Here is a 13,342-nt window from a genome sequence, read left to right on the forward strand (position 1 = left end):
CTGCTATCAGGGTTGGACGGCCCCCTGCGCCGGCCCAGCCGCCGCAGGAGGTGCTTCGAGCGCCACCAGCTTGATCCGAGAATAGCCGCCGGACCGCAGGATTTCCATGACGCCCATCAACTCGCCGTATGGCACGGCCTTGTCGGCGCGCAGGAACACGTATTTGTCCTTGCTCATGTCGGAGATTCCGTCGAGCGAGCTGACCAGGTCGGTTCGCTTGACCGCGATTTCGCCGATCGCGAGCGTCAGATCGGGCTTGATGCTGACATAGGTCGGCTTGTCCGGCTTCTTTTGCGGCATCGCGCTCGACGTCGGCAGGTCGATCGGCAGATCGACCGTCGACAGCGGCGCCGCGACCATGAATATGATCAGCAGCACCAGGATGACGTCGATGAACGGCGTGACGTTGATGTCATGCGTCTCGGAGAAATCGTCGTCGTCATCATTGTCGGTGAGCGAGACTGCCATGGCTTACTCCGCCGCGCGCGAATGCGCGCTGCCGTGGCTGCGATCGAGATCGCGCGACAACAACCGGGCCGCGGCACCCGAGGCGCGGCTGACGAGTTCGAGATAGCTTTTCGTCACGCGCGAGAAGTGATTGTAGATGATGACGGCGGGGATCGCCGCGACGAGACCGATGGCGGTGGCGAGCAGCGCCTCGGCGATGCCCGGAGCGACCACCGCGAGGTTGGTGGTCTGCGACTTCGAGATGCCGATGAAGCTGTTCATGATGCCCCACACGGTGCCGAACAGGCCGACGAAGGGCGACGTCGAGCCGATGGTCGCGAGGAAGCCCATGCCGATACGGATGCGCCGCTGCTCCGCGCGCACGATCTCGGCGAAGCTCGAGGCAGCACGCTCCTTGATGCCGGTGTCGCTGGACAGGCCCGCCGACATCCGCGCCTCACGCAGCGCCGCCGTCAGGAACGACGGCAGGATGCCCTCCTTGCTGCCGAGCGCCATCTGAGCTTCGGCAAGCGAGCGCGCCTCTGCAATCTTCTTCAGCGCCGAACGAAGCTTGGTGGAGACGACCGACAGCTCGATCGACTTCGCGATGAAGACGGTCCAGGTCACGAGCGAAGCGAAGGCAAGCCCGATCATCACCGCCTTCACGATGATGTCCGCCGACATGAACATCACCCAGGGTGACAATTCCTTCATGGCCGGCGCGATGCCGGCCTTCTGCGCAGCGCCACCCGCTTCCGATGCCGGGGCCACGACAGCTTCGGTCGACGATGCGCCGGGCGTCGCGGACGCAGTCGCCGCAGCCGCGGGGGCCGTCGCCGAGGGCGCGGGCACAGCAGTCGCGCTTGGTTGCGCCGCGAATGCGGGAGCCGGCTGAGCCGTCACAGGCGCCGGTGCCGCAACAGGCCGTGCCGGGGCGGCCGGCTGGGTTTGTGTCTGGGCAGAAACAGGAACTGCGAGCCAGGAGGCCGTCAGCAGCACGGCGACAGCGAGGCTTGCTTGGAAAGATGTGATCTTCATACTTCGGCCCAGGTGCGAATGAGATTGTGATAGATGCCCGTCAATTTGACCGTTTCGGGATCGTCACGCCCGAGCCGTGCCACCAGTGCCTGAATGGCGGTGTCGAGGTCAAAGATCATGCTGCGGGCTTGATCGTCCCTTATCATGCTCTGGAGCCAGAAGAAAGACGCAACCCGCGCCCCCCTCGTCACCGGGTTGACCAGATGCAGGCTGGTCGAGGGATAGAGCACGCAGTCCCCCGCTGGCAACTTGACTTCGTGCGAGCCGTAGGTGTCCTCGATCACAAGTTCGCCACCGTCGTAATCCTCGGGCTCGCTGAGGAACAGCGTGACCGAAAGATCCGTGCGGATGCGAAGGCCGGTCAGCCGGTCGCCGCGAATGGCATTGTCGACGTGCAGGCCGAAATGATGGCCGCTATCCGCCACATAGCGGTTGAACAGCGGCGGAAAGATCTGGAGCGGGATCGCCGCTGCCAGAAATCGCGGGTTCGCCGTCAACGCCGAGATGATGCGATTGCCGAGCTTGCGCGCGACCTCGCTATCCGGCGGCAACTGCTCGTTGCGCTTGACCATTGCTGACTGCGCGCCCGCGGTGGAACGGCCGTCTTCCCATTCGCTGGCGTCCATGATGCGGCGGAACTCCGCCACATCATCCTTGCTCAGAACGCCTTCTATGCATGTCAGCATGGCACCTCGTTATCTCTCCATCAGTAGCGCGCCGAGATCGTCAGATAAGCGGCGCGGCCCGGTGCTTCCAGCACGAAGGGCGCAGCGCTCTGGTACAGCGCGTCGTAGTAGCGCTTGTCGAAGATGTTGTTCACGGCCAACTTCAACCGCCAGTTCTTGTTGATTTTCGCCTCCGCGAACGCGTCAAATCGCCAATAGCTTGGGATCGACGTGCCCTGGTTCGCCGCGAGCAAGGTACCGCCATAGATTTGCGAACGGTACACGGCCTGCCCGCCCAGTTCCCAGATATCGTTGAACTGGTACTTCGAGAGCAAGCTGAACGACTGATGCGCGATGTTGGCCAGCGGTCGCCCGACATTGGTCGGATAAAGCGCCTTATTGGGCGACGGCGCCAGCGACTTGGTCACCTCCGACTGCATCAAAACGAGGCCGCCGAACAGGCTCCACTTGTCGGTAATATTGCCGCCCACGCCGAGATCGATGCCGCGGATCCAGTATGCGGCGCCGGCCGTGATGCAGGACACAGTGGTCGCGGGAGCCACGGGAGCGTAGGTGCAGCCAAGTGGCGCTGCGGCAGCTGCACTACCGACATTCTGCGCCTCTCGGGCGTTTTCCTTATCGGTCTGGAACAGCGCCGCCGTCACCAACAGATGGCGGTCGAACAACTCCCACTTCGTTCCGAGCTCGATCGCCTTGTTCTTTTCCGGACCGAAGATCTGGGTGTTACCACCAGCCAAGGTGGGATTGATGCCGCCATAGGCCGTGCTGGTGCCGTCGAACTCGGCGCCGACGGGATTCGACGACGTGGCATAGGCAACGTAGACGCTGCCGTTCGGCAAAGGCTTCAGCGTGAGCCCGAGATTGAAGCTCGGGATCAGGAACTCAGCCGACTGCTGACCGGGGGTGCCGGTTGTCGAGTATCCGGATGTCTTGATGCTGTAGTCGTCATAGCGGAAACCGCCATTGAGGATCAGCACATCGCGGTAGTTGGCGGAATCAACGACGTATCCGCTCGTGGTGTCGATGCCGATCTTGGTTGGCCTGCCCGTGAGGCCATTCGGGATCGGGAACGGATTGTCGGTGGCTTGCGGATAAAAGACGCTGACGCCGGACGTTGATCCGCCGCCCGTGAAAGGCGTCGTCCCCGTCGTGATCTCGGAGCTAAGCCCGGTGTAGCTATCGATCGACGATCGTTCCCTGTCATATTCGATGCCGCCAAGCAGGGTGTGCTTGAAGCCGGCGACATCGTTGAACTTGTACGTCGCCTCGGTCTGATTGGCGAACACGTCGGTGGCCTGATAGCGGCTCTGCGGGTTGGCGGTGAGCGTGTAGGCCGTGAACGGAGCTCCCGGGGCGAGCGTCGGCGACTCCGGAAGCGTGCCGATATAGTTCTGCGTCGAGTGCGACTCCCGGGTCTTGTTGCTGAGCATCAGGTCGGGCGTGATCTGGACCTCGGCGTTGACCGTGCCGATGTCCTGGCCGGTTCTAAAGAAGTCGCGATTGACGAAGCCGTAGAAATTGTTGCGGTTGACACCAAAGTCCGGGAACGGACCACCTGATGTCGACGACGTGCTCGGCCGATAGTACGGCACGCCAAAATCCGGAATGCCGGTCAATTCAGTGTGGATGTAGTTGCTCGTAACCTTGATCGCATCGGTCGGCTTCCAGGTGGTGGCCACGAAGGCACCATCACGGTTGTCGATGATCCGGTCCCGGCCCGCGACCTTGGCATCCTGGAACAGGCCGACGGCGCGAATCGCGAATGTGGGATCGATGACCTGGTTGACGTCCAGCGTCACACGCTTGGTCTGGTCGGTGCCAAACGTGGTGTCCATGTCGTAGAAGCTCTTCTCCGTCACCGCCTGCTTGGTGACGATGTTGATCGCGCCGCCTGCGGTGCCGCGGCCGGCGAAAGACGAGGCCGGGCCACGCAGGATCTCGACCTGCTCGGTGAAGAAGTTCTCTCGAACGCTGACGCCGGCATCTCGCATGCCGTCGATGAAGATGTCGTTACGCACATCGAAGCCGCGAATGAAGAAGCGGTCACCGAAGGCATTGCCGCCCTCGCCGGTGCCGAGCGTGACGCCCGCGGTGCTCAGGATCGCCTGCTTCAACGACGTGGCGCCCTTGTCTTCGAGCACCTCTTTCGAGAGCACCGTCACTGATCGCGGCGTATCGACCAGCTTCTCCGGAAATCTTCCGGAGGCCTGCATGTGATCGACCTTGTACGGGGCGGCGGGATCCGCATAGGGATCGCGGTCGGGAGCACCAGGGCTCGGGTTGGTGACGGGCGCAGTTGCGGCCTGCTGACGCTGTGCGGCGCGACGCAGCGCGTTGCGAGCGCGGATCTGCTCCGGCGTCGGCTTCGCGGCGGTGGAGCGCGGACGTTCCTTGGGCGCGTCGACATTCACGGGGGGCAGAGTCGATTGTTGCGCCTGCGCGCCGGTCGAGACGGACGCGACCGCAATCAGGCTAGCAACAGTGGAAACAGTCTTGCCGGCGGCAATGTCGAAATTGCTGCCAAATGCTTGCCGTGCCGCGGTCGACCGCAACGACCGCGGAGCCCTCACCATACCCATCCGACGCCCCATTCCGTTTCTGCAATGTGTCGCATTGCGACAATGCGACACATTGGTGGTATCGAGCGGGGCAAAGTGGGTCAACGTAATCACGGCTGTCGCATCTTTGAATCGGTCCAGATCAAAACGATTCTAAACTCGAGTTTGAAATGGTTCTAAACTCGAGTTTGCAAGCGTTTCTAAACTGGCCTCGATATCTCTCCTCGAGATGCCGATCTCGCGCATCGCGATCGGTTGGGAGTAACGGGATGCTTGCCGTGGCAAGCATCCCCGATTTGGATCGGCGCAATCAGAACCTCATCAGAACTTGGCCGTCGTGATCAGATAGAACGCCCGCCCCGGCGCGACCGCGACGAACGGCACGGCGCTGCGATAGAGCGTGTCGTAGTAGAGCTTGTTGGTGAGGTTCTGCGCGTAGAACTTCATGGTCCAGTTCTTGTCGATCTTCTTCTCGACGAACGCATCGAAGCGCCAGTAGCTCGGCAGCTGGTTGCCGGTGTTGGCCGCGAACGTGCCGCCATAGACCTTGGAGCGGTACACCGCTTGGCCACCGACTTCCCAATCGCCGTCGAACTTGTACTTGGTCAGCATGCTGAACGACTGGTGCGCGACGTTAGCGAGCTGCAGGCCGAGATTGGCGGCGATGTTGCTCTGCGTGACCTTCGACTGCATCAGCACCAGGCCGCCGAAGATGCTCCAGCGATCGGTGATCTTGCCCTCGGCCTCGATGTCGATGCCCTGGATGCGGTAGGCTGCGTTCGAGGTCAGCAGGCCCGAGGCGTTGGTCTCGCGCGCGTTGTCCTTCGTGGTGTGGAATAGCGCCGCGCTGACCAGCAGATGACGATCGGCGAGCTCCCACTTGGTGCCGACCTCAGCCGCCTTGTTGCGCTCGGGCCCGAGCAGAACGGTCGTGTTGGCGGGAACGCCGCCGTAATCGGTGCCGGTCGCGTCAAGCTCCGAGCCGAACGGATTGGCCGAGGTCGTGTAGGCCGCATAGATGCTGCCGATCGACGTCGGTTTGTAGACCAGGCCGACGTTGTAGTTGACCAGATCGGAGTTCATTTTCAGATAGGCCGCGTTGGTCGACGAGCTCATGTTGTATCCGTCGTAGCGGATGCCACCATTGACGATGATGGTGTCCTGCCAGTTCGCGGTGTCCATAACGTAGACGCTGCTGGTGTTGACGCCATAGCGCGTCGGATTGCCCGTCAGCGACGGTGAGCCGAAGCCACCAATATAGGTGGATTGAGGCGAGTAGAGATTGATTCCCGAGAGAGCCCCGTTGCTCGTGAAGCCGGAGCCGGCCAGCTCCGATGCGAGACCCGAGTAACGGTCGATCGAGATATTCTCGTTGGTGTATTCGACGCCGAACACTGCGGTGTGCTTGACCCCGCCGGTGTCGAGCTTGAACGTGGCCTCGTTCTGGTTGGCCCAGACGTCCACGGTCTGGTAGCGGCTCTGCGCGCTCGCCGTCGTGGTCCAGAGCAGCGGATTGATGTTGGTCGTCACCGGGTTCTGCGGCAGCGTGCCGATATAGTTGAGCAGCGAATGCTCGCCGCGCACCTTGCTGCTCAGCGTAATCGCCTCGTTGACCTTGTACTCCGCGGTCGCCGTGCCGAAATCCTGCCGCGCGGTCTGGAAGTCGCGGTTGAGAAAGCCGTACCAGGTCCCGCGCGGAATGCCGGCCGACGTCACCGGCACGTTACCCTGCTTGTAATAGGGCACGCCGAAATCAGGCAGACCGCTGAGATCGGTGTGGACGTAGTTCGTCGTGATCTTGATGTCGTTGGTCGGGGTGTACTTGGTCGACAGGAACGTGCCCCAGCGATCGTCGGTCACGTAGTTGCGGCCGGCGACATTGGCGTCCTGGAACAGGCCGCCGGTGCGCACCGAGAAGGTCGGGTCGATCACCTGGTTGACGTCAAGCGTCACGCGCTTGGTCCTGTCGGTGCCGAACTCGGTATCCATCCGCTTGAAGTTGACGTCGCCGGCCTGCTTGGTGACGATGTTGATGGCGCCGCCGGCGGTGCCGCGGCCGGCATAGGACGATGCCGGTCCGCGCAAAATTTCGATCTGCTCGGTGAAGAAGTTCTCGCGGATCGACACGGCGGGATCGCGGATGCCGTCGATGAAGACGTCGTTGCGTGCATCGAAGCCGCGGATGAAGAAGCGGTCGCCGAAGGCGTTGCCGCCCTCGCCCGACCCCAGCGTCACGCCGGCGGTGGAGCGGCCGATCTCCTTCAGCGTCGTCGCGTTCTTGTCCTCGAGCACTTCCTTGCTCAGCACCGTGATCGTCTTCGGCGTGTTCAGCATCGGCTCGGGAAACTTGCCGGACGCCTGGACGTGGTCGACCTTGTAGGGCGCGGCCGGATCGGCATAGGGATTGCGATCGACGGCGCCGGCTGGCGCCGGTGCGGCGGCGGCCGCCTGCTGCTGCACCTGCTGGCGCTGCGCGGCGCGACGAAGCGCGTTGCGCGCGCGGACCTGCTCCGGCGTCGGCTTCGAGGCTGCCGGGCGCGGGCGCTCGACCGGCGCGTCGACGTTCACCGGCGGCAGGTTCGACTGCTGCGCTTGCGCACCGCTCGACACCGATGCCACTGCAATCAGCCCGGCGACGGCCGACACCGCCTTGCCGGAATTGCCGTCGAGTTCAAATGAATTTCTTGCCGCGATCGCACGCAACGATCGCGGAGCCACCACCAGCCCCATTCCACTGCACCCCAATACAAATTCGTCGATACGCAACATGCGCGACGAATGATGAGGCGGTGCTATCGACCGCAAAAAATCAGGTCAATGCGGGGAGGCCGGCGCGACCACTTGAATCGCTCTAGTTCAAATCGATTCCAATATTGCGAATTTGAAATTGCCGAAATGTCGCGCGGCACATTGAAGCAGTCAGACACGGCGGCGCTTGTCTTCGCGCACCATTTTGCGCAGCCGTCAGTCGCTACTCGGCGGCTTCATCAGCGAGAACAATTCGTCGATGGTGCGCTGCGCGGTCGCGCGCACGCGATCGCTGTTGTCCATGCCGGCGATGTTGACGCCGTTGACGACGGCTTTGATCTCGTCGCGAAAGTCGGTGAGGAAGCGCAAGGGATCACGCTGTTCATTGGCGACGCGCGCGATCAACCCCGTGATCAGGATCTGACACGCGATCAGCTTGCCGTTCAGCTCGTCCATCATGGGCTCCATTTGTGGCGGGCCATATGAACGACGCTGATTTTCCTGACAACCGAAACGGCACGCGGCCGGTTTAGAACCGTCCTAACTGCGATCAATCCGAAACATCGAAGCTGCCGCCAACCGCATGCAATGCTACGCGCATGGCTGACCGCACGCACGGTCCGCGAGCACTGCCCAGCCTTTGCGCTTTGTCGGCTTGCATCGGGAAAATGCAGCACTGCACATCGCTGCGCCACCCGCCTGCCTACGGGGTGCAAAGCTTTCCAATTGTTTAGGATTATCAACGGATAGTGCTGTTTACACTGGAACTTGGCGTGTATTATACAAGCCTTGCTGGAACCCTTCGATAGCCCCGCAATTCGTTGTTTTGGGCATACAAGCCGATACGCTCAATATGAAAAAGTCACGGCCGATCCTGTGGATTCTCGTCATCGCAGCTGTGGCCGGAGCCGGCTATTTCGGCTGGCAGCGATACTCGGCATCAGAGGCCGCGAAGGCCCAGGCGGCGCAGAAGGGTGCGCCGCGGGTCGCCGCCGTGCCCGTGAGCATCGCGCCGGTCCAGAAGGTCGACTTCCCGGTCTACCTCACCGGCCTCGGCACGGTGCAGGGCTTCAACACCGTACAAGTCCGGACCCGGGTGGACGGCCAGATCGACAAGATCGCCTTCACCGAAGGCCAAATGGTCAACCAAGGCGATCTCCTGGTCGAGATCGATCCGCGCCCGTTCCAGGCCGTCCTCGATCAGGCTAAGGCCAAGAAGGCGCAGGACGAGGCCAATCTCGCCAACGCCAATCTCGATCTGCAGCGCTACACCAAGCTCGGTGAATTCGCGACGCGGCAGCAGACCGATACGCAACGCTCCACCGTTGCCCAGCTCACCGCCCAGATCGCCGCCGACGAAGCCGCGATCTCCAACGCCAAGACCCAGCTCGACTACACCCAGGTCAAGTCGCCGATCGCCGGCGTCGCAGGCCTGCGTCAGGTCGACATCGGCAACATCGTCAACGCCTCGAGCCAGACCGGCGTCGTCACCATCGCGCAGGTCGAGCCGATCACGGTGATCTTCACCGCGCCGGAAAACCAGCTGCCTTATATCAGCGAGGGCCAGAAGTCCGGCGAGCTCAAGGTGATCGCGTTCACCACCGACGGCAAGAAGACACTGGCCGAGGGCAAGCTCGCCGTCATCAACAACCAGGTTGATACGACCAGCGGGACTATTCGGCTCAAGGCGGTGTTCGACAACAAGGAACACACGCTGTGGCCGGGACAGTCGGTGTCGACACGCCTGTTGGTGCGGACCCTGAAGGATGCGACCGTCGTCCCCGATGACGCTGTGCTGCATTCGACCAACGGCCTCTACGCCTATACCGTCGGCCAGGACAACAAGGCCGAGGTTCGCAAGCTCAAGGTCAGCTACTCCATCGACGGACGTTCGGTTGTCGATGAAGGTTTGAGCGCCGGTCAGCAGGTGATCACCGGCGGTCAGTATAAAGTACAGCCCGGCAGTATCGTTTCGACGGCCGTGGCGAGTTCGGATCCGGTTCAGAAAACCAAGGTTAAGCAGGAATGACCGAAGGCGGGATTTCGGCACCTTTCATCCGTTATCCCATCGGCACATCGCTGCTGATGGCCGGCATTCTTTTTGTCGGTCTCGTCGCCTATCCGCTGCTGCCGGTCGCCCCGCTGCCGCAGGTGGACTTCCCGACCATCCAGATCACGGCCAATTTGCCGGGCGGCAGCCCGGAGACGATGGCCTCGTCGGTCGCGCAGCCGCTGGAGCGCCAGTTCGCCCAGATTCCCGGCATCGCGCAGATGACCTCGACGAGCTATCTGGGCACCGCCTCGATCACCATCCAGTTCGACCTCAACCGAAGCATCGACGGCGCCGCCAATGACGTGCAGGGCGCCATCAACGCCGCCAGCGGCCAGTTGCCGAAGAACCTGCCCTCGCCGCCGACCTACCGCAAGGTGAACCCGGCGGACTCGCCGATCCTGCTGCTGTCGGCGACATCGGACACGCTGCCGCTGACCACTGTCAGCGATTCGATTGACGCCCAGCTCGCCCAGCAGATCAGCCAGATCTCCGGCGTGGCGCAGGTGTTCATCGGCGGCCAGCAGAAACCCTCGGTCCGCGTCCAGATTGATCCGGCGAAACTCGTGGCCAAGGGCCTGTCGCTGGAAGACGTGCGCAGCGCGATCGCCATCACCACGGTCGACAGCCCCAAGGGCAATATCGACGGCGACAAGCGCGCCTACACGATCTACGCCAACGACCAATTGTTGCAGTCCAAGGACTGGAACGACGTCATTATCGCCTACCGCAACGGCGGCCCGTTGCGGATCAAGGACATCGGCCAGGCCGTCACCGGTCCTGAGGACGCCAAGCAGGCGGCCTGGGCCAACGGCAAGCGCGGCGTGTTCCTGGTGGTGTTCAAGCAGCCGGGCGCCAACGTCATCGAGACCGTCGACCGGATCAAGGCGACCCTGCCCCGCCTCGTTGCGGCGATCCCGCCCGCGGTCAAGATCGAGCTCATCAGCGACCGCACCACGACCATCCGCGCCGCAGTCGCGGACGTGCAGTTCACGCTGCTGCTGACCATTTGCCTCGTGGTCATGGTCATCTTCCTCTTCCTGCGCAGCTTCTGGGCGACTGTGATCCCCGCCATCACGGTGCCGCTGGCGCTTTTGGGCGCCTGCGCGCTGATGTGGGTGTTCGGCTATTCGCTCGACAATCTGTCGCTGATGGCGCTCACGATCGCGGTCGGATTCGTGGTCGACGACGCCATCGTGATGCTCGAGAACATCACGCGCTACATCGAGGAAGGCGAGAAACCGCTCGCCGCCGCCTTCAGAGGCTCCAAGGAAATCGGCTTCACCATCGTGTCGATCAGCGTCTCGCTGGTGGCGGTTCTGATCCCGCTCTTGCTGATGGGCGGAATCATCGGACGCCTGTTCCGCGAGTTCGCGGTTGTGCTGGCGATGACGATCTTCGTCTCGATGTTCGTGTCGCTGACGCTGACGCCGATGATGGCCTCGCGCTTCCTGCGCTCTCACAGCGAAGTCACTCACGGCAAGTTCTACCAGTGGAGCGAGCGCGCGTTCGACGCGATGCTGCGCGGCTACGAATACGGGCTAGACCATGCGCTGGCCTGGCGCCGCACCACACTCGTGATCTTCTTCGCCACGCTGGCTCTGTCGGTCTATCTCTTCGTCCTGATCCCGAAGGGCTTCTTCCCGCAGCAGGACGTCGGCCTGATCACCGCCACCTCGGAGGCCTCCCAGGACATTTCCTTCAAGGACATGGTCAGGCGCCAGGAGCAGCTCGGCCAGATCATCATGGCCGATCCCGACGTTGCCAGCGTGGCCATGGCGATCGGCGGCAGCGGCCGTGCCGGCAACAACGGCAATTTGTTCATCACGCTGAAGCCTCGCGACCAGCGTGAGGCCTCGGCCCAGCAAATCATCGCGCGGCTGCGCCCGAAGTTCGACAAGGTGGAAGGCGCCCGGCTCTACATGCAGGCGGCGCAGGACGTCCGGCTCGGCGGCCGTCCGACGCGTACACAGTTTGAGTTCACCTTGCAGGACGCCGACCTCGGCGAGCTGAACGAATGGGCGCCGAAGATTCTCGCCAAGATGCAGACGCTGCCGGAGCTGCGCGACGTCGCGACCGACCAGCAGACCCAGGGCACCACGGTCCAGCTCAAGATCAACCGCGACACCGCCTCGCGCTACGGCATCCAGCCGCAGCTTATCGACGACACGCTCTACGACGCCTTCGGCCAGCGCCAAGTCGCCCAGTACTTCACGCAGCTCAACAGCTACCACGTGATCCTGGAAATCCTGCCGGAGATGCAGGGCAATCTCGAATCGCTGAACAAGCTCTACCTGAAGTCACCACTCACCGGCGACCAGGTGCCGCTGTCCACGTTCGCGACCTGGACGACCGATCCGGTCCGTCCGCTCTCGATCAGCCACCAGGGCCAGTTCCCGGCGATCACGATCAGCTTCAACCTCGCCCAGGACGTCGCGCTCGGCCAGGCCACGCAAGCCGTGCAGCAGGCAATGGCCGATCTCGGCGCGCCGGCAACGCTGAACTCGAGCTTCCAGGGCACCGCGCAGGCGTTCCAGCAGTCGCTCGGCACCGTGCCGCTGCTGATCCTCGCGGCGCTGGTCGTGGTCTACCTGATCCTCGGCATCCTCTATGAGAGCTACATCCATCCGATCACGATTCTGTCGACCCTGCCCTCGGCCGGCGTCGGCGCGCTGCTCATTCTGATGGCCGCCGGCTTCGACTTCAGCCTCATTGCCTTGATCGGAATCATCCTGCTGATCGGCATCGTGAAGAAGAACGGCATCATGATGGTCGACTTCGCCATCGCCGCGGAACGCGACGAGCACAAGACGCCGGAGGAATCGATCCGCCAGGCCGCGCTGCTCCGCTTCCGCCCGATCATGATGACCACGATGGCCGCGCTGCTCGGCGGCGTGCCACTGATGCTCGGCCACGGCACCGGCGCCGAAATCCGCCAGCCGCTTGGTTACGCCATGGTCGGCGGCCTGATCGTCAGCCAGGCGCTCACGCTGTTCACCACGCCGGTGGTCTATCTGTATCTCGACAAGTTCTCGAACCTGTTCAAGGACCATTCGGCCGAGGACGAAGGGCGCGACGCGACCGGGCGCGGCACCGTCAAGGAAGCCGCCGAGTAAGCTTGCACCGCGGCTCCCGCAACGCTACAGCGAGGCCCTCGGTTCACGCCAACGCGGTCTCGCCATGCTCATGCAATCCAGACTTGTCGCTCTCGCCGCCGCTGTCCTGTTGTCGACGGGCGCCGCGTATGCCCAGCAGGGCGCCAAGAAGAACGCAGCTCCTCCTGCCGCGGCCGCTCAGCCCGCGCCCGCGCCGACCCAGCCGCAGGCCGAGGGCGCTCCGGCGCAGCCCGGCTGGATCGCACGCTGCACCAGCGCGAGCCGCGATGCGCCGCTCGAATGCGCAATCGAGCAGAACGCGGTCCTGACCAAGACCGGCCAGACCATCGTGCTGATCAACATCCGCATTGCCCCCGACACCCGCACGCCCGTGGCGTTGCTGCAATTGCCGCTCGGCCTCAATCTGCCGGTTGGCGCGAAACTCCAGGTCGACGAGGGCAAGACCGTCGATCTTCAGATCCAGACCTGCGAGAACCGCGGCTGCTTCGCCTCGACGCCGATCGCGCCGGACCTGCTCGCGAGCCTGAAGTCGGGCAAGCAGTTGAAAGTCTCCTTCCAGAACATGGCCAAGGAGACGATCGCGATCCCAATGCCGCTCAGCGATTTCGCGGCGGCCTACGACAAGATCAAGTAAGAGCCGCCTCTACCGTCACGCCATCTGCGCGTTGCCGACAACAGCGCCGTCAGGCGTCTGGTCAT

9 protein-coding genes are annotated in these 13,342 nt (G+C 63.0%); 3 read left to right on the plus strand and 6 right to left on the minus strand.

Annotated elements, in window-relative coordinates; genetic code table 11:
• Positions 1–6: 6 nt before the first annotated feature.
• From exbD to JJC00_RS23805, 6 genes are all read right to left on the minus strand, one after another.
• A complete protein-coding gene (exbD, locus tag JJC00_RS23780; RefSeq protein ID WP_200468342.1) occupies positions 7–468 on the minus strand; it encodes a TonB system transport protein ExbD in 462 nt (153 codons plus the stop codon).
• A 3-nt stretch (positions 469–471) separates the two neighbouring features.
• The gene (exbB, locus tag JJC00_RS23785; RefSeq protein WP_200468343.1) at positions 472–1,485 is read right to left on the minus strand and encodes a tonB-system energizer ExbB; all 1,014 of its coding nucleotides are present in this window, start codon (positions 1,483–1,485) and stop codon (positions 472–474) included.
• Positions 1,482–2,171: a Fe2+-dependent dioxygenase gene (locus JJC00_RS23790; RefSeq protein WP_200468344.1), complete on the minus strand. Its 690-nt coding sequence runs from the start codon at positions 2,169–2,171 to the stop codon at positions 1,482–1,484. Before JJC00_RS23790 ends, exbB begins: the two co-directional genes overlap by 4 nt.
• A gap of 20 nt (positions 2,172–2,191) precedes the next feature.
• Positions 2,192–4,750 (minus strand): TonB-dependent receptor, encoded by a 2,559-nt coding sequence (locus tag JJC00_RS23795; protein ID WP_200468345.1) that lies wholly within the window; start codon positions 4,748–4,750, stop codon positions 2,192–2,194.
• A gap of 300 nt (positions 4,751–5,050) precedes the next feature.
• A complete protein-coding gene (locus JJC00_RS23800) occupies positions 5,051–7,459 on the minus strand; it encodes a TonB-dependent receptor (protein WP_200468346.1) in 2,409 nt (802 codons plus the stop codon).
• 234 nt (positions 7,460–7,693) lie between these two features.
• Positions 7,694–7,933 carry a hypothetical protein gene (locus tag JJC00_RS23805; RefSeq protein ID WP_027532292.1) on the minus strand — a complete coding sequence of 80 codons (240 nt, stop codon included), beginning with the start codon at positions 7,931–7,933 and terminating at the stop codon, positions 7,694–7,696.
• 397 nt (positions 7,934–8,330) lie between these two features.
• On the opposite strand from JJC00_RS23805, the gene JJC00_RS23810 reads away from it, so the two are divergent.
• The 3 genes from JJC00_RS23810 (at position 8,331) to JJC00_RS23820 (ending at position 13,277) form a co-directional block, all read left to right on the plus strand.
• Complete coding sequence (locus tag JJC00_RS23810; protein ID WP_200468347.1) at positions 8,331–9,506, plus strand: efflux RND transporter periplasmic adaptor subunit; 1,176 nt, start codon at positions 8,331–8,333, stop codon at positions 9,504–9,506.
• Positions 9,503–12,643: a multidrug efflux RND transporter permease subunit gene (locus JJC00_RS23815; RefSeq protein ID WP_200468348.1), complete on the plus strand. Its 3,141-nt coding sequence runs from the start codon at positions 9,503–9,505 to the stop codon at positions 12,641–12,643. Before JJC00_RS23810 ends, JJC00_RS23815 begins: the two co-directional genes overlap by 4 nt.
• 64 nt (positions 12,644–12,707) lie before the next feature.
• Positions 12,708–13,277: an invasion associated locus B family protein gene (locus JJC00_RS23820; protein ID WP_200468349.1), complete on the plus strand. Its 570-nt coding sequence runs from the start codon at positions 12,708–12,710 to the stop codon at positions 13,275–13,277.
• Positions 13,278–13,342: the final 65 nt, after the last annotated feature.

Source organism: Bradyrhizobium diazoefficiens (assembly GCF_016616885.1).
Taxonomy (GTDB): Bacteria; Pseudomonadota; Alphaproteobacteria; order Rhizobiales; family Xanthobacteraceae; genus Bradyrhizobium; species Bradyrhizobium diazoefficiens_F.

Coding starts and splice junctions, on each gene's coding strand:
- exbD (WP_200468342.1), bottom strand. CDS start 468: ATGGCAGTCTCGCTCACCGACAATGATGACGACGACGATTTCTCCGAG.
- exbB (WP_200468343.1), bottom strand. CDS start 1,485: ATGAAGATCACATCTTTCCAAGCAAGCCTCGCTGTCGCCGTGCTGCTG.
- JJC00_RS23790 (WP_200468344.1), bottom strand. CDS start 2,171: ATGCTGACATGCATAGAAGGCGTTCTGAGCAAGGATGATGTGGCGGAG.
- JJC00_RS23795 (WP_200468345.1), bottom strand. CDS start 4,750: ATGGGTATGGTGAGGGCTCCGCGGTCGTTGCGGTCGACCGCGGCACGG.
- JJC00_RS23800 (WP_200468346.1), bottom strand. CDS start 7,459: ATGGGGCTGGTGGTGGCTCCGCGATCGTTGCGTGCGATCGCGGCAAGA.
- JJC00_RS23805 (WP_027532292.1), bottom strand. CDS start 7,933: ATGGACGAGCTGAACGGCAAGCTGATCGCGTGTCAGATCCTGATCACG.
- JJC00_RS23810 (WP_200468347.1), top strand. CDS start 8,331: ATGAAAAAGTCACGGCCGATCCTGTGGATTCTCGTCATCGCAGCTGTG.
- JJC00_RS23815 (WP_200468348.1), top strand. CDS start 9,503: ATGACCGAAGGCGGGATTTCGGCACCTTTCATCCGTTATCCCATCGGC.
- JJC00_RS23820 (WP_200468349.1), top strand. CDS start 12,708: ATGCTCATGCAATCCAGACTTGTCGCTCTCGCCGCCGCTGTCCTGTTG.